The sequence below is a fragment of the Acidovorax sp. NB1 genome (assembly GCF_005405905.1).
Taxonomy (GTDB): domain Bacteria; phylum Pseudomonadota; class Gammaproteobacteria; order Burkholderiales; family Burkholderiaceae_C; genus Acidovorax.
The window spans coordinates 251663-273112 of sequence record NZ_BJHU01000005.1 but is presented as its reverse complement, the minus strand read 5'-3'; the positions used below and the strand labels follow the sequence as shown (position 1 = coordinate 273112).

19 protein-coding genes are annotated in these 21450 nt (G+C 66.5%); 8 read left to right on the top strand and 11 right to left on the bottom strand.

Annotation, left to right across the window (positions count from 1 at the left end):
- Positions 1–56 precede the first annotated feature (56 nt).
- Positions 57–1223, top strand: a complete 1167-nt coding sequence (locus AvAM_RS02540; protein ID WP_137745585.1) for an ABC transporter substrate-binding protein — start codon at positions 57–59, stop codon at positions 1221–1223.
- Between the two features lie 24 nt (positions 1224–1247).
- Here AvAM_RS02540 and AvAM_RS02535 read toward each other — a convergent pair whose 3' ends face one another.
- Both AvAM_RS02535 and AvAM_RS02530 read right to left on the bottom strand, forming a co-directional pair.
- Positions 1248–1844 carry a chromate transporter gene (locus AvAM_RS02535; protein ID WP_137745584.1) on the bottom strand — a complete coding sequence of 199 codons (597 nt, stop codon included), beginning with the start codon at positions 1842–1844 and terminating at the stop codon, positions 1248–1250.
- The gene (locus AvAM_RS02530; protein WP_137745583.1) at positions 1841–2440 is read right to left on the bottom strand and encodes a chromate transporter; all 600 of its coding nucleotides are present in this window, start codon (positions 2438–2440) and stop codon (positions 1841–1843) included. Before AvAM_RS02530 ends, AvAM_RS02535 begins: the two co-directional genes overlap by 4 nt.
- Before the next feature lie 301 nt (positions 2441–2741).
- Between AvAM_RS02530 and AvAM_RS02525 the strand changes: the two genes are divergently transcribed.
- Positions 2742–3587: a fumarylacetoacetate hydrolase family protein gene (locus AvAM_RS02525; RefSeq protein WP_137745582.1), complete on the top strand. Its 846-nt coding sequence runs from the start codon at positions 2742–2744 to the stop codon at positions 3585–3587.
- A 35-nt stretch (positions 3588–3622) separates the two neighbouring features.
- Here the strand turns inward: AvAM_RS02525 and AvAM_RS02520 are convergent, their stop codons facing one another.
- The 5 genes from AvAM_RS02520 to AvAM_RS02500 form a co-directional block, all read right to left on the bottom strand.
- The gene (locus AvAM_RS02520; protein WP_137745581.1) at positions 3623–3910 is read right to left on the bottom strand and encodes a DUF6150 family protein; all 288 of its coding nucleotides are present in this window, start codon (positions 3908–3910) and stop codon (positions 3623–3625) included.
- Between the two features lie 213 nt (positions 3911–4123).
- Complete coding sequence (locus AvAM_RS02515) at positions 4124–4747, bottom strand: hypothetical protein (protein WP_137745580.1); 624 nt, start codon at positions 4745–4747, stop codon at positions 4124–4126.
- A gap of 184 nt (positions 4748–4931) precedes the next feature.
- On the bottom strand, positions 4932–5678 hold the full coding sequence (locus AvAM_RS02510) for a nuclease-related domain-containing protein (protein WP_137745579.1): 747 nt from the start codon (positions 5676–5678) through the stop codon (positions 4932–4934).
- Positions 5679–5768: 90 nt separating this feature from the next.
- Positions 5769–9284, bottom strand: coding sequence for a DNA methyltransferase (locus tag AvAM_RS02505; RefSeq protein WP_137745578.1), 3516 nt, complete (start codon positions 9282–9284; stop codon positions 5769–5771).
- Positions 9285–9519: 235 nt separating this feature from the next.
- Positions 9520–10476: a LysR substrate-binding domain-containing protein gene (locus AvAM_RS02500; protein ID WP_137745577.1), complete on the bottom strand. Its 957-nt coding sequence runs from the start codon at positions 10474–10476 to the stop codon at positions 9520–9522.
- 93 nt (positions 10477–10569) lie between these two features.
- Between AvAM_RS02500 and AvAM_RS02495 the strand changes: the two genes are divergently transcribed.
- The 4 genes from AvAM_RS02495 to AvAM_RS02480 all read left to right on the top strand — a co-directional run bounded on the left by AvAM_RS02495 (position 10570) and on the right by AvAM_RS02480 (position 15746).
- Complete coding sequence (locus AvAM_RS02495; RefSeq protein ID WP_137745576.1) at positions 10570–11934, top strand: D-serine ammonia-lyase; 1365 nt, start codon at positions 10570–10572, stop codon at positions 11932–11934.
- A gap of 66 nt (positions 11935–12000) precedes the next feature.
- Positions 12001–12987, top strand: coding sequence for a tripartite tricarboxylate transporter substrate binding protein (locus AvAM_RS02490; RefSeq protein ID WP_137745575.1), 987 nt, complete (start codon positions 12001–12003; stop codon positions 12985–12987).
- Between the two features lie 34 nt (positions 12988–13021).
- On the top strand, positions 13022–14584 hold the full coding sequence (locus AvAM_RS02485) for an amidase (RefSeq protein ID WP_137745574.1): 1563 nt from the start codon (positions 13022–13024) through the stop codon (positions 14582–14584).
- A 16-nt stretch (positions 14585–14600) separates the two neighbouring features.
- Positions 14601–15746: an FAD-binding oxidoreductase gene (locus AvAM_RS02480; protein ID WP_137745573.1), complete on the top strand. Its 1146-nt coding sequence runs from the start codon at positions 14601–14603 to the stop codon at positions 15744–15746.
- Positions 15747–15772: 26 nt separating this feature from the next.
- Here AvAM_RS02480 and AvAM_RS02475 read toward each other — a convergent pair whose 3' ends face one another.
- On the bottom strand, positions 15773–15988 hold the full coding sequence (locus AvAM_RS02475; protein ID WP_094286290.1) for a YjfB family protein: 216 nt from the start codon (positions 15986–15988) through the stop codon (positions 15773–15775).
- An 88-nt stretch (positions 15989–16076) separates the two neighbouring features.
- Positions 16077–16670 (bottom strand): YigZ family protein, encoded by a 594-nt coding sequence (locus AvAM_RS02470; RefSeq protein ID WP_137745572.1) that lies wholly within the window; start codon positions 16668–16670, stop codon positions 16077–16079.
- A 207-nt stretch (positions 16671–16877) separates the two neighbouring features.
- Here AvAM_RS02470 and AvAM_RS02465 point away from each other — a divergent pair, with 207 nt between their 5' ends.
- Positions 16878–17069: a hypothetical protein gene (locus tag AvAM_RS02465; protein ID WP_137745571.1), complete on the top strand. Its 192-nt coding sequence runs from the start codon at positions 16878–16880 to the stop codon at positions 17067–17069.
- 85 nt (positions 17070–17154) lie between these two features.
- On the opposite strand, the gene AvAM_RS02460 is transcribed toward AvAM_RS02465, so the two are convergent.
- Both AvAM_RS02460 and AvAM_RS02455 read right to left on the bottom strand, forming a co-directional pair.
- On the bottom strand, positions 17155–17703 hold the full coding sequence (locus tag AvAM_RS02460) for a GNAT family N-acetyltransferase (protein ID WP_137745570.1): 549 nt from the start codon (positions 17701–17703) through the stop codon (positions 17155–17157).
- Between the two features lie 47 nt (positions 17704–17750).
- Positions 17751–18713, bottom strand: coding sequence for a helix-turn-helix domain-containing GNAT family N-acetyltransferase (locus AvAM_RS02455; protein ID WP_137745569.1), 963 nt, complete (start codon positions 18711–18713; stop codon positions 17751–17753).
- 191 nt (positions 18714–18904) lie between these two features.
- On the opposite strand from AvAM_RS02455, the gene AvAM_RS02450 reads away from it, so the two are divergent.
- On the top strand, positions 18905–21406 hold the full coding sequence (locus tag AvAM_RS02450; RefSeq protein WP_137745568.1) for a YgiQ family radical SAM protein: 2502 nt from the start codon (positions 18905–18907) through the stop codon (positions 21404–21406).
- Positions 21407–21450: the final 44 nt, after the last annotated feature.

Here is a 21450-nt window from a genome sequence, read left to right as displayed (position 1 = left end):
CGGTGGCGCAGCGGCCGGTAGCCTGCGCCACCTTTGTTTTATCCGCCCTGCACACCATGAGCCGTCGTCAATTTCTGCTGCGCGCCACCCAGGCTGTCGCTGCCACCGGTCTGCCCACTTGGGCCCACCACGCCCTGGCCGCTGAAGAAGCGCTGACCGCCCGCTCCATCACCCTGGGCTGCTCCATCGCGCTCACCGGCCCGTTGGGCCAGGCCGGCATCGAGCAGCTGGCAGGCATGAAGGCGGCGTTTGCCGAGGTGAATGCCGCAGGCGGCGTGCATGGCCGCGAGATCCGAGTGGATGCCAAGGACGACGGCTACGTGGCCGCGCGCACGCTCAAGAACGTGACCGAAATGATCGAGGCGCAGTCGATGTTTGCGCTGATCTCGCCCCTGGGCACGGCCAACACCGCCTCTATCCTGCCGCTCGTCGAGTCCAAGGGCATCCCTACCGTGGGGCCCGTCACGGGCGCCACCTCGCTGCGCGTGCCTGGCAACAAGCATGTGTTTTTCCTGCGCCCCACCTACCGCGAAGAAACCCAGCGCCTGGTCAAGCAGATCGTGGACATGGGCCTCAAGCGCATTGCAGTGGTTTACCTGGATAACCCCTTCGGCAAGGAAGTGCTCAAGGACATGTCTGCGGCGCTCGATGAAATCAAGGTCGAGCGCGGTGGCGAGTTCGCGCTGGCCGTGGACGGCAAGAACGGCGCCGAGCTGGCTGACAAGGTGGCTGCCGAGCGCCCCGGCGCTGTGCTGCTGGCCACCACGGGCACAGCCAACACGGCCTTTGTGCAGGCCTTCCGTGCCAAGGCCCAGGGTGTGCCGCTGGCGGGCCTGTCGGTCACGGTGATCTCGTCGGAACTGCCCAAGCTGGCGGCGTCCACACGGGGCCTGGCACTGGTGCAGGTGTTCCCCGATGCCAACTCGCAAAAGTCGGTTGTGGTGCGCAAGTTCCAGAGCACCATGAAGGCCACGGGCGGCGACGCAGCCTACCTCAACAGCGGCAGTGCACTCGAAGGCTGGCTCAACGCCCAGATCATGATCGAGGGCCTGAAAAACGCAGGCAAGGAACCCACGCGCGAACGACTGCGCGCAGGTCTGGCCAGCATCCGTGCACTGTCGTTTGGCGATTTCAACGTGGGCTTTGGCAACAAGGCGCCGTACATCGGTTCGGACGCCATTTACCTGGCGGTGTACGCGGAGCACGGGCGCCGGATCAGCTGACCTGGCGGGAGGGCTTTTTTTCGGCTACACCCAGCCCAAAGCCCCCAGCACCGCCCCTGCGCCCAGCATCCACAGCAGGTGCAGCTTGGTGCGCCACACCAGCAGCACGGTGGCGCCGCTCAGCAGCCACAGGGGCCAGGCCTCGGCGGGGCCGCCGTGGGCGCGGGCCAGTACCCACGAGGTGGCCAGCAGCAGGCCAATCACCACCGGGGCCATGCCCTGCTTGAAGGCGCGCACGCCCCGGCGTTCGCGGTTGCGGTGGCCCCAGCGGGTGGCCAGCCAGGTGAGCAGGCTGCTGGGCAGCATCACGCCCAGCATGCACACCGCCATGCCCAGCGCGCCCAGCAGCCAGCCTGCAAGGCCTGGGCCGCCCGCATTGATGCCCACGTTCCAGCCCAGCAGGGCGATGAACAGCACGTTGGGGCCGGGCGCGGCCTGGGCGATGGCGATGGAGGCGTTGAACTGCGGGTCGGTGAGCCAGGCCTGGCGCTCGACCAGGAAGCGGTGCATATCGGGCGCGGTGGCAATGGCGCCGCCCACGGCCAGCAACGACAGCGACATGTAGTACAGAAAGAGGTTCAGCCAGTCCATCGGGCTGAGCACGAGGGCGGTGCTGGTCATGGCGCGAGCTTCCTCCAGGTCAGCAGGCAGGCGGCGCCGCCGATCACCGGCAGGATCCACCACAGCGGCCAGCGCAGCACCACCATGGCCACGATGGTCAACACCGTGAAGGCCACACACAGGGCGCGGCCCAGCGGGTGGTTCTTGATGGAGGCGAACAGCTTGATGCCCACGCCCGCAATCAGCCCCGCCGCCACGGCACCCATACCCCGCAGCGCACCGGCCACGGCCGGGTGGCTGGAGAACTCGGCATAGACCACGGCCAGGGCCAGCACCAGGATCAGCGGGAAGGTCAGCATGCCTGCCAGCGCAGCGAACGCGCCACGCAGGCCAAAGTAACGGTCACCGATCATGATGCTGAGGTTGACCACGTTGGGGCCCGGCATGATCTGCGCCACGGCCCAGTCTTCGACGAACTCCTCGTTGGTCATCCAGCGCTTTTTCTCGACCAGCTCGTGCTGCACCACGGCCAGCACGCCGCCAAAGCCCTGCAGGGCCAGCCAGGTGAAGGACCAGAACAGGTCGGCCGGGTTGCGCGGCTGGGGCCGGGGAGGGGACTCGGGGGGCGGGGATGTCGGGTTGGCGGCGGTGGCCATGGCGAATAGGGCTAAAAATGGCCGTTACCGCGCATCTGTATTGCGGTATAAGCTATCAAATCAGGAGTAATGGCTGCGGCTGTCATGCGTTTGGCAGCCCGTGTGCGATGTTACGCGTGCCGAGCGCTGTGCGCGGGCAGCCGCCTGGGTGCAGGCGTCGCGTGTTGGCAAGGCGGGCGCTGCGATTTGCGGCAGCGCACGGGCCTGTCGGCCGCTATGCTGCGTGATGGGCGCAGCGGGCCGCTTTGTGGTCTCTGTCGCTGCCGTTGCCCCTTTTACCGATCCACAAGGACTCCCCGCAATGAAACTCATCCGCTACGGCCAGCCCGGCGCCGAGCGCCCCGGCCTGCTGGACGCCTCCGGCACGCTGCGCGACCTGTCGATGCTGCTGCCCGACATCGGCCCGGCCCAGCTCAACCCGCGCACCCTGTCGGCCCTGGCCGCCATCGACGCCAGCCGCCTGCCGCCCGTCTATGGCTCGCCGCGCCTGGGCAGCCCGGTGGGTGGCGTGGGCAAGATCGTGTGCGTGGGGCTGAACTACGCCGACCACGCGCGCGAGGCCGGCCTGCAGCCGCCCGCTGAGCCCGTGCTTTTCATGAAAGCCGTGACGGCGTTGAGCGGCCCCCACGACGATGTGCGCATCCCTGCCGGTGCGGTCAAGACCGACTGGGAGGTGGAGCTGGGCATCGTCATCGGCACCCGCGCCCGCAACGTGGCCAAGGCGCAGGCGCTGGACCATGTGGCGGGCTATGTGCTGGCCAACGACGTGTCCGAGCGCGCCTGGCAGATGGAGCGCGGCGGCCAGTGGGACAAGGGCAAGAGCCACGACACCTTTGCGCCCATCGGCCCCTGGCTGGTGACGGCCGACGAGGTGGGCGACCCGCATGCCATCGACCTGTGGCTGGAGGTGAACGGCCGCCGCGTGCAGAACGGCAGCACCCGCAACTTCATTTTTGATGTGCCCACGGTGGTGTCGTACATCAGCGAGTTCATGACGCTGGAGCCGGGCGATGTGATCCTGACCGGCACCCCCGCTGGCGTGGGCCTGGGCCAGAAGCCTGCGCCCTGGTTCCTGAAGCCCGGCGATGTGATGCGCCTGGGGGCCACCGGCCTGGGCGAGCAGGTGCAGAAGTGCGTGGGGGGTTGAGCTGAGCTGGCCGCCCAGGTTGGTTGCTGGCCCGGTTACTTTCCCAGCTTGCCGATCAGCAAGTGGTCCTTGGTGTTCCAGCCCGCTTCCTCGGGCGTGGCCACCTTGAAGATCTTGAGGTCCGCCAGGCTGGCGTGCTTGACGCGCAAGACCTTGAAGCTGGCCTGGTTTGCGTAGGCCACCATGAACCAGATCGCGTCGCCGCTGGCCTGTGCGGGGTAGTGCACTTCGTGCCAGCACAGGTCGGCCTGGCTCTTGTGGGCCACCTCGCACACGCGGGCATCGGCCTGGTGCTCGTACTTCACTTCCAGGATCTTGGCCATGGGCGTCCTTTGCTGGGGTTCAGGGAGTCCGGTGGTCTGCCCGTGGGGCAAACCTTGCAGCCGCAGTATCCGGGCTGGGCCGACAAGGCGGCGCGCTGACCGTACGGTGTGCTGGGGATTTCAACAAAAAACCCGGTTTGCGCGCTATGGTCATGGGCTGATAGCTACTGATTTCGAAGCGGTGCGGGTTGTGCCCCAACGCCACTCACCCCATCAGTCCTCCACCTGCAGCGACTCCACCCACACCAGCTCGCAGGCGCGGGCGCCCGAATCGCTGCGGGTGAGCGAACTGGTCCAGCGCCAGCCGCTCGCGTGGCTCACCTCCACCAGCTTGCCGGTGATGCGCACAAACTGGCCTTTGCGGACCTTGGATAAGGCACGCTCCACCGTGGCGTCGGCCGCAATCATGTGCATGTTGGCAGACGACTCGATGATCTCCTGCAGCGGGATGGGCGGCTGGTCGCGCCAGGAATAGCGGTACCAGCGTCCGCCTTGGGAAATGTTGAGCGGCCCATACACCGCCGGGTCGGCCATGCGCTGCCAGCCCAGCGCCAGGTCGGTGCGCGACAGGTCGGCCTCCCGGCCCAGCACATAGTCCTCGCGCGACAGTACCCGCGCCCGCACGGCAAAGTTCGCCAGCGGCTTGATCTCATACCCCTCCCGCACAAACGGCGCTTCGCGCGTGGCCGTCTGCACGGGGCTTTCGGCCAACGGCTGCTGGGCGGTGCTCACCGGACTGCGCAGCCGCTGGTCGGCCCGGCGCACCCGCAGCTTCTCGATGGCAAAAAAAGCGATCAGCAGCGCGATGGCGATCTTGAGGACGGTGGAGAGGCTCATGGTGCGGCGGGCCGGGCAGAAGGGCGTGGTGGCACCGGATTGTGCGCAGAAGCGGTGGGGGCGCCAATCCATCGCCGAAGGCGCACCATCGACAACCAGAGCCCGACCCTGTGCGCCGCGCAGGGGACTTTGTGATTTGCAAGCTGAACGTCTGCCCGAATGGAGGCGCACACCTCCGCGTTGTTCAGAGCTTCTGCATGACACGGCACCTTGGAAACGTTGAGCATCCCCAAAACTGTTTGCCAGCTTGCGCACCCGCCCTGGCGGTGCGCAGGGCCATTGCACTGCCGCATGCAGGGCATTTGCGCTCCGCATTGGGGTCGTGGCGCTCTTGGAGTTGCTGCACATGGGCCACATGCGTGGCGCGGGTGGGGGCCAGTCGGCCGGTTTGCAATTGCAGCACCAAGTCCTGCACTTGTTGGTCGTTGAAAACCGGTTGTGTGAACGACAGAATGAACCGCGCACAGCCACCACCATACGTCACGCTGGCGGGCATCTCGGTTTTGAACGTGCTGCCGCCCACAAACACGATGACCGAGTGAATGGTGTCAGGCGGTACCTGCAGCATGGCCTCCAGCGCTTTGGTGTGCTTGTAGTTCTGGCGCAGGGGGTTCTGAAACTTGAAGGTGCGCTTGTAGATCTTTTGCGTCCACTCGGCCTGCCGTTCGTTTCCAAAAATCCAGCCCTGCATATTTTTGGTTTCGACGGCAAAGATGCCAAAGCGCGACACGATCACATGGTCGATCTGCGTGCTGCCGTCCGGCGTGGCCAGGGTGACGTTGTGCAGCGGGAAGTACACCGCCTTGTCCAGGCGCAGCCGGAGCATGAAGCGCACAAACCACTCACCCATGTGCCCCTTGGCCCACGGGGTGCGCAAGATCGACACCACCAGCATCAGAGGGATGAGCCACGACAGGGTGGACAACAGCATGTTGAAAACAGGTTGCAGCGCGTTGCTCATGGTTCCTCTGGTGATGTGCGTTGTTGTAGGGCGCTTCGCTTTGGCTGGGCGCTGTGCGGGCTAGCCGCGCCAGGCTGTACCACCCTCGGTAGCCACCGTCTGCGCCCGGCCCAGAGCCTCAAGCGTTTGCAGCAGCGTGGGCAGGCCCTTCTTCCATGGCCCACGGCCTTTGAAGCGGGCCTCGATGGCGGGCAGGGTGAGCGGGACGGGGCTGGCGGCCAGTGCGTGGGCCACGGCGCGCACCTGCTCGGGCAGGGTGGGGGGCCAGGGGTGCTGGGTGGTTTTGGTTTGCTCTGATTTTGATAGTAGTTTTTCACTATCCGAATCAGCCTCTTCCGCCTGTTGCTCTTGCGGGAGATGCTCCTGTTTTTGCAGCGAATTTTGCGGATTCTGAAAGTCGGGCCGCAGCCAGCGCACACGCCCCTGGGCTTCTTCGGCGGCGCGCTGGGTGTTGAGCTGCACCAGGTGGGCCAGGATGTCGTCGGTTGTGGCCGCAGCGGGCAAGCCGTAGGCCGCCAGCACGGCAGCGTCCAGCTCGTCGTGCAGCTCGCGCAGCACGCCCACCAGGCCCTGGGCGTGCTGGGTTTTCTCTTTGGCGGTGAGCGCGCGGCCTTCGCGCAGCGCCGCCAGCACGTTGTAGATGCCGGTGAGGGTGAGGCCGGTGTTGCCGGATTCGGGCGCCAGCACGCGCTTGCGGTGGGCGTCGATCTGCTCTGCCAGTTGGGCGATGCGCTCGCGCAGCTGCGGGGTCAGGCCGGTGTCTTCGTCGGGGAAGGGGAAGGTTTCGAAGCAACGGGATTTGTTGTAACGGGGGCGGTCTTCCAACGTCCCGCCCGTGGCCAGCGCCCATTCGATGTGCAACTGGCTGGAGAGCACGCCAAGGGTGAAGGCGTCTTCCAACGCGATCGCGATCAGCATGTGGTCGGGCAGGATGCTGGCGTCCAGAAACTGGAAGGCACGGTGCTTGGCGGTTTCAACGGTGGCGATGTAGCGAGGCAACCCAGCAAGAGCCCGTCGAATTTCGCCACGCGATCTGCCGTGAAGCCACCACTTCTCGCGGAACTGCTGATCACGATTTGCGTCGCGCTCAGGTTTGACGCGCTCCAGCAGCCATTGGTAGATGCCGGTGTGGCGGGTGCGTAGTTCCTCCGCACTGAGACCAAAAGCATCAATTACGAGCGCGCCTCGTGGTTCGGCAGTGAGGTCGCGGCCATTGCGATAAGGCCGAACTAAGGGTGATGGGCCAAGCACCTGCGCTTGCTCGGCCGTCACGATGAAACCGCTCCCCGCTAGCATGACACCGTTGCTAGACAGACCTTCCGAAGCGCGTAGCGTTTGTACTGCCGCCACATTGGCGCCCACGCTCAAATCGGCGTAGATCAATCCACCGCGCTCCTGTAGCGCCACTGCCATCTCACCGTGTTCTCCCGCTTGCTCGCTGGTCACGGTCATCAAGCTGCCCTCGCCAACGCTTGGGGCGAGGACCGTCATGGCAATGCGTACGGCTGCGCCATTGGCGCCATCCACCCACGGGTGGTCGGGAATTGCCAGTTCCAGGTGCGTGCCTTTGTCTAGTGCTGCCTGCACCACGCGGCGGTTGAAGGTCTGGCGCAGGCTGTTGGTGGTGATCAAGCCCATTCGGCGCGCATGCCCAGCCGCGACTTGCTGTGCGGCGTGGTGCCACCAGAACATGACGAAGTCGGCGCTGTCTGGAACCTCAGTCCATGCGTTGCGCAAGGCTTGTACGTAGCCGTCGCCTAAGGCATCGCGCATTGCGGACTTACCGATAAACGGCGGGTTCCCCACAATGAAATCCGCCTGCGGCCACTGCGCCTGCCGGGCGCCCACGTAGCGCCATTGCGGCACCCGGGCGGCTTCGTCGGGCACCTTTTCGCCCGTCACGGGGTGGGTCTTGAAAGTGCGGCCGTCCCAGCGGCTGAGCAGCTGGCCTGCGTCGTCATACGCCAGTTCTTGCGCATCCCAGGCCAGCACGGCGTCGCGGCGTTCGATGTTGCCGTAGTTGTGCACCACGGGCTCGGCCACGGCGGCGTTGCCGCGGGTTCGGATGTGCCACTGGAGGTATCCAATCCACAGCACCAGTTCGGCCAGGGCGGCGGCGCGTTCGTTCAGCTCGATGCCGCGCAGTTGCTGCAGGGTGACGGTTTCGCCTTCAAAGCCAAGCTGGTCTTGCGTGTGGCCTAACGCTTCGAGCTGGTTGACGACTTCGCCCTCCAGGCGCTTGAGGTGCTCCAGCGTCACATACAAGAAGTTGGCGCTGCCGCAGGCCGGGTCGAGCACACGGGTGGTGCACAGCTGGTGGTGGAATTTTTTGACCTCGGCGCGGGCCTCGGCCAGTTTGGCTTCCATCGCCTTGCCTTGCAGCGCGGCGGCTTCGTGCGCCAGCACCAGCGCAGCGGCCTGGGCGTTGGCCCAGTCGGCGCGCAGGGGCTCGATCACGGTGGGCAGCACCAGGCGCTCAACATAGGCGCGGGGCGTGTAATGGGCGCCCAGGGCGTGGCGCTCGGTGGGGTCCAGGGCGCGTTCCAGCAAGGTGCCGAAGATGGCGGGCTCCACCTCGCGCCAATTGCACTTTGCGGCGGCGATGAGCAAATCGACCTGCTCGGGGGTGAGCAGCAGGCTGTAGCCGTCTTCCCCGGCGCCTTTGAAGAGCTTGCCGTTGAAGTGCAGCACGGGCTTGGCCAGCGCGGCGCTGAAGCCGCCCCGGTCCATGTCGGCCCACAGAATGCGCAGCATCTGCTGCAGCGTGGCGGGGTCGTTACGGTGGGTTTGCAGCAGGCCTAGAAAGGCGCCTTTGGGCAGAAGCTCCACGTCTTCGGCAAACATGCTGAACAGGCAGCGGGTGAGGTAGGCTGCTACGGTTTCAGGAGCTACTTGGGCTTTGTGGTCGGTCGGTAGGGCCTGATTTTGTTTGTAGTTTGCACTGTTGCCTTCGAGGGACTTGGCCAGCTGGGCCAGCAGCTCGGCCACGTCGCGGGTGACTTGTGCGCTGATCCGGGCGGGATTGAGGCTGTCTGGGTCGGTCCAGATGCGGCGCAGGCGGTTTTGCACCTCGGGTTTTGCCAGGTCGGCCAGGGCGATGCGGTGGCTGCGTGGGTCGGGGTAGGGGGTGTAGGTGCCGCCGGTTTTGCTGAACTCGGCGTACACCTCGATCACGGTGCCTACGTCCACGACCAGCACAAAGGGCGGTCGGCCATCGGCTGCGGGCAGGGCGCGGGCGTAGGCCTCGCCCTGGCTGCGGGCGCGCAGCAGGCCGTCGTCAAAGCCCTTGGTGTGGCTGCTGGCCTTGAGCTTTTTGGCCTCCAGCACAAAGTGGCCGCGCCGGTAGCAGTCGATGCGCCCGGCGCTGGTGCTGCCGTCGCCATGGGCAAAGGTGACGGGGCGCTCGAACATGTAGTCATGCTCGGGCGTGGGGTGTGGCTTGGCTACGCCCAGCAGATCGCACAGGTCCATCACAAAGCTCTGTGCGGTGGCCAGCTCGCTGGCGGTGTTGTTTTGCCAGCGCTGGATGAAGGCGTGTGCGGCGGCTGTGGTGGTGTCGGGGCTGGCAGAGGTCATGCGTGAAGGTGTGAGTGCCGTGACGGGGTGCGCTGGGGAGTCTAACGAGGCGATGCGTGTTGTAACGCAGAGGTACGAGCGCCTTGCCGATGGTGTGAAGCAGCCGGGTGGAGCACCGCAGCCCCGGTGTGTTGGGATGCATCAAAAACAATAGCTGGTGGCGCTTTCCTGTCAAGCGCGAGTGGCCAAAAACACTGATATTCCGAAGACCAAGACCTTCTGCTCCCACCGCATTTCATACCGCTGGCGCTTTCAGCACCTGCGCCCTTTCGGCGCCGAACCGCCGGGCCTCCTCCACTAGCCACTCCCGCACCAGCTCCATCGCTGGGCTGGGGTGGGTGGTGGTCACAAACGAATACGCAGCCCGCGATGGCACGCTGCGCCCCAGCAGCGGCACCAGGCGCCCGGCCTTCACGTCCTGCAGCACCAGCGCGGCGCGGCCCATGGCAATGCCCTGGCCTGCGAGCGCGGCACCCAGGGCGAGTTGCGACAGGTTGAACTGCTGGCCGCCCGCCCAGGGTGGGGGCGTAGCGCCCCTTTGCGCAAACCAGTGTTGCCACTCTTCGTAGGTGTCGGCGCCGTCCCAGGCGCTGCCGTCGTGCAGCAACCAGTCGCCGTGCAGATCCTCGGGCGTAGTGATGGGCGGGTGCCGGGCCAGGAACTCGGGGCTGGCCACGGGGATGAGCCATTCGTCGAGGAACACGGTGGCGTTGAGGTCGCGGTAGCCGCCCAGGTCAAAGCGCACGGCGGCTTCCACGCCGTCGCGCACCATGCGGGTGCGGTCCAGCGTGTGGAACTCGCCAAACACGCGCAGCCCGGTGTGCGGGTGCTGGCGAAAGAAGTCGCCCAGCCGGGGCGTGAGCCAGCTCATGGCAAACGAGGGCGAGCAGCTCAGCGTGGCGGTGGCGGCCTCGGCCGGTTGGCGCATCTGGGCCAGGGTGCTTTCGATGGCGTCAAAGCTCTCGCGCAGCACGACGGCCAGCCATTTGCCCTCGGGCGTGGGCACCAGCGCGCGCGGCGTGCGCAAGAACAGCGGGCGGCGCAGCCAGTCTTCGAGCTGCTTGACCTGCTGGCTCACGGCGCCCTGGGTGATGCACAGCTCGGCCGCCGCCTTGGTAAAGCTGCCGTGGCGGGCCGCTGCATCAAAACTGCGCAGCCAGGCGAGCAGGGAAGGGGAGAGGCGAATATCCATTATTAATACTAATGTTTCGCTCAATATAAATGGTTTGTGATGGTGGCGTGACAGGCGAAGAATGGGGGCAACACTCTTCGAGACACAGATGCCATGACGACTGCCAGGACCCAATCTGCCGTGGATGCCTTGCTGGCTGCCCGCTTACGCAACGCCCAGCCTGCTTTGTGGACCAACGCAGCCCGCAAGGCGCAGCCTGCCGCAGCGATGTCCGCATTGGGCAGGACTATTAGTCTGGATGATACGAAAGAAGCGGCGGCGCGTCTGGCACGTTTTGCCGGGCTGCTGGCCCAGGTGTTCCCCGAGCTGGCCGCAACAGGTGGCGTGGTGGAGTCGCCCCTGCTGCCCGCTACGGCGCTGCAGCCCGCGCTGGGCATGGCCGAGGGGCAAGGCCGCCTGTTCATCAAGGCCGACCACAGCCTGCCCGTCGCGGGCTCCATCAAGGCGCGGGGCGGCATGCACGAGGTGCTGGAGTTTGCCGAGGGGCTGGCGCTGCAGCACGGCCTGGTGCAGCCCGGCGGCGATTACCGCGCGCTGGCAACGCCGCAGGCGCGCGAGGTGCTCGGGCGCTACCAGGTGGCGGTGGGCTCCACCGGCAACCTGGGCATGAGCATTGGCGTGGTGGCGTCGGCCCTGGGTTTCCAGGCCACGGTGCACATGTCGGCCGATGCCAAGGAGTGGAAGAAAGACCGCCTGCGCCAGCGCGGCGTGTTGGTGGTGGAGCACGCGGGCGACTACGAGCGCGCCGTGGCCGCAGGCCGTGCCGAGGCGGCCAGCAACCCGCTGTGCCACTTTGTGGACGACGAGCAATCGTTCTCGCTGCTGCTGGGCTACAGCGCAGCGGCGCTGCACCTGCAAAAGCAGCTGGCCGAGCAGGGCGTGGCGGTGGATGCCGAGCACCCGCTCATCGTCTACCTGCCTTGTGGCGTGGGCGGCGCGCCTGCGGGCATCACCTTTGGCCTGCGGCAGGTGCTGGGGCCGCATGTGCACTGCTTTTTTGCAGAGCCGGTGCAGTCGCCGTGTTTCATGGTGCAGATGATGGCCGATGCAACGCAAGGTGTGGGTGAGCACCCATCGGTGTACGACTGGGGCCTGACCAACCGCACCGAGGCCGACGGCCTGGCCGTGCCACGTGCATCCCTGCTGGCGGCCGAGCTGATGCGGCCACTGCTGTCGGGCGTGTTCACTGTGGCCGACGACACCCTGTTTGCCCAGTTGGTGTTGGTGCTGGATGCCCTGGGCGAGCGCATCGAGCCCTCGGCCGCCGCTGGCTTCAGCGGCCCGGCCCTGCTGACGGGCACCACGGCCGGGCAGGCCTGGCTGCGCAGCACGGGTATTGACGTCGTGTTGCACCAGGCCACGCACCTGGTGTGGACCACCGGCGGCCTGCTGGTGCCTGATGCGCAGTACCAGGGCTTTGTGCAGCGCGGGCGTGTCGTGCTGGCTGCGCAGGGCTGATCGCACGCGCCTTTCGTCTTTGTTCGTTTCTCTCTTTCTTTTCCACCTTTTGTCCGGAGCCACGCCATGAACCGCAAGCAACTGCTTTTGTCCGCCGTACTGTGTGCAGCCCTCGGCCCCACCGCGTGGGCACCCGCTATGGCGCAGGAAGCGGCCTTCCCCACCAAGCCGATCACGCTGGTGATTCCGTTCCCGCCCGGTGGCGCCACCGATGTGCTGGGTCGGCTGATCGGCAAAAAGCTGGGCGACAAGCTGGGCCAGAGCGTGGTGATCGACAACCGTGCGGGGGCGGGCACGGTGATCGGTGCGACGTCGGTGGCGCGGGCTGCGCCCGATGGCTACACGCTGCTCATGAGTTCGGGCACCACCTTCACCGTCAACCCCGCCGTGCGCGCCAAGCTGCCTTACGACCCGGTCAAAAGCTTCGAGCCCATTGGCATCGCCGGGCGCACGGGGCTGATCCTGCTGGCCAACAAGGATGTGCCGGTGGCAGATGTGAAGCAGTTTGTGGCCATGGTGAAGGCCGGGCCTGACAAGTATTCGTATGGCTCGTTTGGTGCGGGCACCACGTCGCAGTTTGCGGGCGAGATGTTCTTCCACGCGGCGGGCCTGAAGATCCAGCATGTGCCCTACAAGGGCAGTGCGCCTGCCATGACCGACCTGCTCGGCGGGCAGATCCCGTTCACCGTCGATACCGTATCGGCTGCGCTGCCGCAGCTCAAGGACGGCAAGATCAAAGCGATTGCCGTGACCTCGGGCAAACGCTCGGCCCTGCTGCCCAAGGTGCCCACGCTGGGCGAGAGTGGCTACCCGGGCCTGGAGATGGACACCTGGCTGGCCATGGTGGCGCCGCGTGGGCTACCGCCGGCCGTGAAGTCGCGGCTGGAGCTGGCGCTGGCCCAGGTGGTGTCAGACCCCGAAACGCGTGACAAGATGATCGCGGTGGGGTTCGAGCCGTCCTATGCTTCGTCCAAGGTATTGGCCGAGCTGATTGACAAGGAGTTGCCGCTGATGCGCGCCATTGCACAGCGTGCCGCTATCACCGCAGACTGAACCCGTGGGACCAGAACAAGGAGACAAGCCCGAGATGACCACAACAAGCCCCGAAGCCCTGGTTGAGCTGACCGCCAACGAACTGCGCCATCACATCGGCACGCGCGAGATTTCGCCGGTGGAGCTGCTCGACGCCTGCATCGCCCGCATCGAGGCGGTGAACCCGCATGTGAATGCCGTCACCGCCACCTGCTACGACCGCGCCCGCACCGAGGCCAAGGCGGCCGAGCAAGCCGTGCTGCGCGGCGAACCACTGGGCCTGCTGCATGGCCTGCCCATGGGCGTGAAGGACCTGGAGGCCACGGCGGGCCTGCTGACCACCTATGGATCACAGATCTACCGTGAGCACATTCCGGCCGAGGACAACGTGCTGGTGGCACGCCTGCGCGCGGCGGGCGCCATCGTCACGGGCAAGACCAACATCCCCGAGATGGGCGCAGGCGCCAATTCGCGCAACACCGTGTGGGGCGCCACGGGCAACCCGTTCAACCCCAACCTGAACGCCGGGGGCTCGTCGGGCGGCTCGGCCGCTGCGCTGGCGTGCGACATGCTGCCGGTGTGCACGGGCTCGGACACAGGCGGGTCGCTGCGCATTCCGGCGTCCATTTGTGGCGTGGTGGGCTTTCGGCCTTCGCCCGGCGTGGTGCCCAGTTCGCGCAAGCTGCTGGGCTGGACGCCTATTTCGGTGGTTGGCCCCATGGGCCGGACGGTGGAAGAGGCCTGCCTGCAACTGGCCGCATCGGCGGGCATGTCGCCCGGCGACCCGCTGAGCTATCCGCTGGACCCGATGAGTTTCCTCCTGCCCGAATCGGTGGACCTGAGCCGCTTGCGCGTGGCCACCACCGAAGACTTCGGCGCCTGCGCGGTGGACAACGGTATCCGCGCCGTGTTCCGTAAAAAGGTGCAGGCCATGAAGCACCTGTTTGCCCGTTGCGACGCCATCGACATCGACCTGGGCGATGTGCACCGCTGCTTTGACGTGCTGCGCGCCGAGGCCTTTGTGGCGAGCACGCGCGAGGCCTATGAGCGCGACCCCGCCACCCTGGGCCCCAACACCCGCGCCAACTACGAAATGGGCGCCGCCATGACGCTGCTGGACAGCGCCTGGGCGCAGGCCGAGCAGACGCGCATCCTGGCGCGGTTCCAAAAGCTGTACGAGGACTACGACGTCATCCTCGCGCCCACCACGCCCGTGTCGCCGTTCGCATGGACCGAGCTGTTCGCCAGCCATATCAACGGCGAGCCCCAGGCCAACTACTACCGCTGGCTGGCACTGACCTATGTGACCACACTCACCACCCACCCGGCGCTGAGCCTGCCGTGCGGGCTGGACGACGCTGGCATGCCGTTTGGCTTGCAGATCGTGGGGCGCTTTCGCGCCGACCGGCACACGCTGGGCGTGGGGCATGCGCTGGAGCAGGCGTTCAAGGGCATTGCAGGGCTGGCCCGGCCCCGGCCCGACATCGCCAAACTAATACAAACCCATGCCGAACCCGCGCTGACCTCCATCGTGACCAGCGCGCCCGACCCCCGCGACGCCCACAGCCTGCCGCGCGACGACCGTGCTGCATCGGCCGCGCAGGTGTCGGCGGTTTGAACAGGAGACTCCGACCATGCAAACTGTAGACACCATCGTGATTGGCGCGGGCATTGCCGGGGCCTCTGTGGCCTGGCAATTGGTGCAGCCGGGTGCCCCAGGGCAAGGCGCCAGCGTGCTGCTGCTGGAGCGCGAATCGCAGCCCGGCTACCACACCACCGGTCGCTCGGCTGCGCTCTACATGGCGACCTATGGCACGCCCAACATCCAGGCGCTGACCCGGGCCAGCCGCGCGTTCTACGATGCGCCGCCGCCCGAGTTTGGCGCCGACCCCCTCCTCTCGCCCCGTGGCGTGGTCTATGTGGCCGGGCCGGACCAGCTGGATCTGCTCAAGCAGACCTACGACGAGGCGCATGCCACGTCACCCAATGTGCAGTGGGTACAGCAGGCCGAGCTGCTGGCCATGCTGCCCTGCTTGAAGCCCGAGGCCGTGGCCGCCGGCATGAGCGAACCCGAGGCCGCCGACATCGACGTGAACGCCCTGCACCAGGGCTACCTCCGTGGCCTGCGCCAGCGCGGCGGCCAGGTGCTGACCCACGCCGAGGTCACCGCCGTGCGCCGCGCTGGAGATGCGTGGGAGGTGGCGCTGGCCGACGGGCGGGTGTTTGCCGCCCCCACCGTCGTCAACGCTGCGGGTGCCTGGGCCGATGTGGTGGCGGGCCTGGCAGGCGTGCCGCCCATCGGGCTGGAGCCACGCCGCCGCACGGCGTTCACCTTCCCGGTGCCCGAGGGCATGGACGCCACCCACTGGCCTGCGGTGATCGGCATCGACGAAAGCTTTTACTTCAAGCCCGATGCGGGGCAACTGCTGGGCTCCCCGGCCAATGCCGACCCCACACATCCGCACGATGTGGTGCCCGAGGAGCTGGACGTGGCCACCGGGATTTATCACATCGAGGAAATGACCCGGTTCCAGATCCGCCGCCCGTCGCACACCTGGGCCGGGCTGCGCTCGTTTGTGCCGGATGGCGACATGGTGATTGGCTGGGACAACCATGTGCCCGGCTTCTTCTGGCTGGCCGGGCAGGGCGGGTATGGGATTCAGAGTGCGGCGGGCGCCTCGTTGCTGGCGCGGCAACTGTTGCGGGGCGAGCCGCTGGCCGAAGAGTTGGTACGCGAGGGCGTGGGGGTGGAAGGGCTGTCGCCTGCGCGTTTGCGCTGAGCCGCGCGGGCGGGGTGAATCGCCCTTCAGGCGAATGTATTGACGTTGGTGCCCAGCGTGCCGCTGGTGGCCAACTGGGGTTGGGGCATGGACTGCTGCATGGCATCCAGCATGGTGGCGGCCGATACGGCCTGCATGTCGAGCGCTTTTTTCAGCACCACCATGTTCAGCGCGTCCGACGTCTTGGCGCTGGCCAGGTTGGTGGCGGTGCTGACGATGCTGTTGGCGAGGGCGACGTCCATGGCGATTCCTTGGGTAATGGCGTTGTATCGGCATCCCGGCGGCGGGCTTGAGGGGTGTTACATCTGTAGCCGGGCCGGTATGCCCGGGTCAGGATCGGTTGTCCGTCCACCCCACACGGCCTTGCCCGCCATCGTTGATGCGCTGCACAAAAATGCTTGCCTGCGCCTCGGGCAGACGGATCTGCAGCTGCACCAGCGTGCCATGCTGCACGTCCAGCAGCTCGGCGCCGGCGGATTCGACCTCGCGCCGCACAAAGCCTTCCAGCGCATAGGGCACCAGGCACTGCAAGGTGGTCATGCGCTGCAGCGTGACCTTGGGGGCCGTGAGCAGGGCCTGGGCAATGCTGTCGGTGTAGGCGCGCACCAGGCCGCCCGCACCCAGCTTGACGCCGCCAAAGTAGCGCACCACCGTGGCCAGCACGCCTTCCAGGTCCTGGTGGCGCAGCACATCCAGCATGGGGCGGCCAGCGGTGCCGCCGGGCTCGCCGTCGTCCACCGCCGCCGACTGGCCGCCCGCCAGCAGCGCCCAGCAGATGTGGGCGGCGCCGGGGTGCTGCTCCCACAGGGCATCGACGGCGGCCTGGGCGCTGGCGCGGTCGGCCATGGGTTGCACGCAGCCGATGAAGCGGCTTTTCTTGATGATGAGTTCGCTGTGCGCAGGCGCGGCCAGAGTCTGGGGCATGGGGCAGTGAGTGTACGGCGTGTGTTGTGTGACGAATGTCACGCAGCGTGTCCTCATGGTGCCGTGGGATGGGCGCCGGGGCCGGGAGTGTGCGTTCTGTCACACGCCAGAGCGGCGTGCATTCCTACACTGCCCAGCTGTTGTGGTGGCCTACGCTGATGCTACGTTTTTGAAAGCACCAGGCCCACCCGAAAAAAAGGAACTGCCATGTTTGCCACCCCGTTCTCCGCCCCCGTGCCTCCCCGTTTTGCCAACCAGGTGTTTGGCCGGTTCATGTCGCGGTCTGCCCCGGCCGACACCCACAAGCCCATGGTGGCACCTGTGGTGAACGAACCGGTGCAGGAAGAAGACGACTTCCCCGACCTGGCCCAGCGCGTGCGGGAAGTCGGCGAGTGGTAAGCGGTGCTGGGCCCTGTCCCGGTTTTGCCACCGATGGCCCTCCTGGGGGCCATTGCCGCTTCTTGGGGCCTGTTTGCCTGCTTCGTCAGCCGCCGCCCGTGCCGCTGTCGCCTGGCTGGTCCACCAGACTGCGTGCCATGAGCACGCTGGTGTAGTTGGTCAGTGGCCGCCAGTCGCATTCGCCCACCACCTCGTAGCCCCAGGATTCATACATCGCGATCAAGGCTGCGGCAGGCTGGGCCGTATCCAGCGCCAGGGTGCGGGCCCCTGTCTGTTTGGCAAACGCGGTGGCATAGGCGTGCAATTGTTTACCATAGCCCCGGCCCTTGGCCTGGGGGCTGATGCAGAACTGGCACAGCGACCAGACCGTGGGGTCGCGGTACAGCGCTACGGTGGAATCCGGCTGGGGTGGCCGCAAGGTGGCTGTGCCCACATACTCGCCAGCCTCCAGCATCACCAGGCCGGTGCCCGATGCAAACCGCTTGGCCGTGTCTTCCACCGACTGGTGGGTGCCCCAGTAGCGCAGGCCCAGCCGGGCGTGGGGGGCGTAGGCGGCGTGGATGAGCGCCGTCAGGCGCTCCAAATCATCCTCGGGCGTGACCTGGCGGATGGTGGGGCGGGGGTTGGGAGTCATGGTGGTGGCCTTGTGGGGTGTGCGGTGCCTGCGCGTCATTGCTTTAGCTACAACTTCAGCTCCCAGGTTTCTCCCACCAGTTGCTGGCCAAAGCCGTCGTAGGGCTCGGACTTGGTCAGGCGGAAGCCGCGCTGGGCATAGATGCCCCGGGCGGCGGTCAGGCAACTGTTGGTCCACAGCACCATCTTCTTGTAGCCCTTGGCGCGCGCAAATGCAAGGCATTCGTCGGTCAGCCGGGCGCCCAGGCCCAGCCCGCGTGCCTTGGAGGCCAGGATCAGCATGCGCAACTGCGCCGTGGTGGGGGATTTGCGCACCACAAACACCGCGCCCACGCGCTCGCCGTCCAGCTCAGCGATCCAGGCCTTCTCCCATTCGGGCTGGAACTTGCGCAAGAACTGCGCGGCAATGTCGGCCACCAGCGCCTCGAAGCGGCTGTCCCAGCCGTATTCGCGCCAGTAGATCTCGCCATGCTGCTGCACCACCCAGCCCATGTCGCCGGGCACGGGGTCGCGCAGCACCGCCATGCGGGTGGGCGTTGCTGCGCTTGACGCCGGGTCCAGCAGGGTTTCGATGCGCTCCATGGCGTCCACCACCTCTTGCTGGCGCGCTGGGGGCAGGGGGGCGAGCAGGGCGGTGGCCTCGTCGCGCGAGCGCTGCTGCAGGGGCTCGAACACCGCGCGCCCGGCCGCCGTCAGCGCCAGCACGCTTTGCCGCGCGTCCTGTGTGCTGGTGCTGCGGCTGATCCATCCCGCCTGCTCGAACCTGCGCAGGATGCGGCTCATGTAGCCGCCGTCCAGCCCCAGCTCCCGCGCCAGTTCGCTGGCCACGGGGGCCTCTCGGTGGGCCAGTTCATAGAGCACGCGCACGTCGGTGAGCGAAAGATCGCTGCCCAGGTACGGGTCCAGCACGCCAATGCGACGGGTGAAGAAGCGGTTGAAGCGGCGCACAGCCTTCACGGCGCTCGCAGGTACGGAGGCGGAGGCCGAAGGGGCAGGGGAGATGTTGCTCATGAATGCCTTTGTCAGTTAATTAATTGACAAAAGCAAGTATATGCTTGATGGCCATCAAGCCTGTAACAGTGAGGGGCAAGTGCTGCAAAGGCGACAAAAACCGTCCGCCAACGTAAAATCGCGGGTTATCCACCACAGACGCGCCCCACGAAGGCCCCCATCGCACCGGGGGCGGCCGCGACCCCCTTTGCATGAACGCCCCCGTTGACGTCTCCTTTTTTGCGCGCGCCGCAAAGCCCTTGACCAGCTACCGTCCGTACTGGGCCAAGCGCTTTGGCACGGCCCCGTTCCTGCCGATGAGCCGCGCGGAGATGGAGAAACTGGGCTGGGACAGCTGCGACATCATCCTGGTCACAGGCGATGCGTATGTGGACCATCCGAGCTTCGGCATGGCCGTGATCGGCCGCACGCTGGAGGCCCAGGGCTTTCGCGTGGGCATCATCGCCCAGCCCGACTGGCAAAGCGCCGAGCCCTTCAAGGCACTGGGCAAGCCCAACCTGTTCTGGGGCGTGACGGCGGGCAACATGGATTCGATGATCAACCGGTACACCGCCGACCGGAAGATCCGCAGCGACGACGCCTACACCCCCGGCGATGTGGGCGGCAAGCGCCCCGACCGCGCGGCCATCGTCTACAGCCAGCGCTGCCGCGAGGCCTACAAGGACGTGCCCATCATCCTCGGCGGCATCGAAGGCAGCCTGCGCCGCATCGCCCACTACGACTACTGGAGCGATAAGGTGCGCCGCTCCATCGTGGTGGACAGCAAGTGCGACCTGCTGCTCTATGGCAACGCTGAGCGTGCGCTGGTCGAAGTGGCCCACCGCATTGCGGCGCGCGAGCCGGTGGAGCAGATCACCGACGTGCGCGGCACGGCCTTTGTGCGCCGGCCCGACGACGAAAGCGGAAAGGGCTGGTTTGAGATCGACTCCACCACGGTGGACGAGCCCGGCCGTGTGGAAGCGCACATCAACCCCTACATGACCACCAGCGAGCAGGCTGCCGCGCAAGGTAGCACCTGCAGCAAGGAGGATGCTCCTGATTCCGTAGCTAAAAAGGTAAGCGGAACGGGCGGTGAGGGCCAAAAAAGCCCAGAAAGAGCTGAGCCCAACCCCGCGATCCAGCCCATGCTGTTTGTGGCCAACCCAGCGCTCAAGGCCAAGCTCAAGGTGCCGCCGCGCGAGAAGAGCGTGATCCGCCTGCCCAGCTACGAGCAGGTGAAAAGCGACCCCGTGCTCTACGCCCACGCCAACCGCGTGTTGCACCTGGAGACCAACCCCGGCAACGCGCGCGCGCTGGTGCAGGCGCACGGCGAGGGCGTGACGGCCCGCGACGTGTGGATCAACCCGCCGCCCATCCCGCTCACCACGGCCGAGATGGACCATGTGTTCGACCTGCACTACGCCCGTGGCCCACACCCCAGCTACGCCGACGAGAACGGCAGCCACGACCACGGCACCAAGATCCCCGCGTGGGAGATGATCCGCTTCTCGATCAACATCATGCGTGGCTGCTTTGGCGGCTGCACCTTCTGCTCTATCACCGAGCACGAAGGCCGGATCATCCAGAGCCGGTCCGAGGATTCGATCATTCAGGAGATCGAAGACATCCGCGACAAGGTCAAGGGCTTCACCGGCACCATCAGCGACCTGGGCGGCCCCACGGCCAACATGTACCGCCTGGGCTGCCGCAGCCCAGAGATCGAAGCCGCCTGCCGCAAGCCGAGCTGCGTGTACCCCGGTATCTGCCAGAACCTCACGACCGACCACGGCCCGCTGATCAAGATCTACCGCCGTGGCCGCGCCTTGAAGGGCATCAAGAAGATCCTGATCGGATCGGGCCTGCGCTACGACCTGGCCGTGAAGTCGCCCGAGTACGTGAAGGAGCTGGTGCAACACCATGTGGGTGGCTACCTCAAGATTGCGCCCGAGCACACCGAGCAGGGCCCCCTCACCAAGATGATGAAGCCGGGCATCGGCAGCTATGACAAGTTCAAGCAGATGTTCGAGAAGTTCAGCGAAGAGGCGGGCAAGAAGCAGTTCCTGATCCCGTACTTCATCGCCGCGCACCCGGGCACCAGCGACGAGGACATGATGAACCTCGCCATCTGGCTCAAGAAGAACGGCTTCCGCGCCGACCAGGTGCAGACCTTCTACCCCAGCCCCATGGCCACAGCCACGGCCATGTACCACTCGGGCCGCAACACGCTCACCCGCGTGCGCCGCCAGATGCGCGACACCGCCGAAGAGTCGGTGGACATCGTGCGCGGCGAGAAGCGCCGCCGTCTGCACAAGGCCTTCCTGCGCTACCACGACCCGAACAACTGGCCGCTGCTGCGCGAGGCGCTCAAGGCCATGGGCCGCGCGGATTTGATCGGCAACGGCAAGCAGCACCTGATTCCGACCTTCCAGCCGATGACGGATGGCGGCTACCAGAGCGCACGCAAGAAGAACAGCACGGCGTCCACGGGCGGCGGCGGGCTCGGCTACACCATCAACAAGGACGGCAAGGCCGTGGCCCTGCGGCCCCGCCCGCAGGAACTGAATGAGCCCAAGGGCGACGTGCGTTTTCGCGGCACGGCCCCCCAGCCGGGGCGCATGCTGACCCAGCACACCGGGCTGCCACCGCGTGTGACAGGTTCTGCTGCAAAAACCAAGCCCGCTGGCAACGGCAAGGCATTCAAGAAAGCGCGCTGAGCGCCGATGTCTCCGGTTCAGTAGGCTGGGTGCGCGGAACGCGC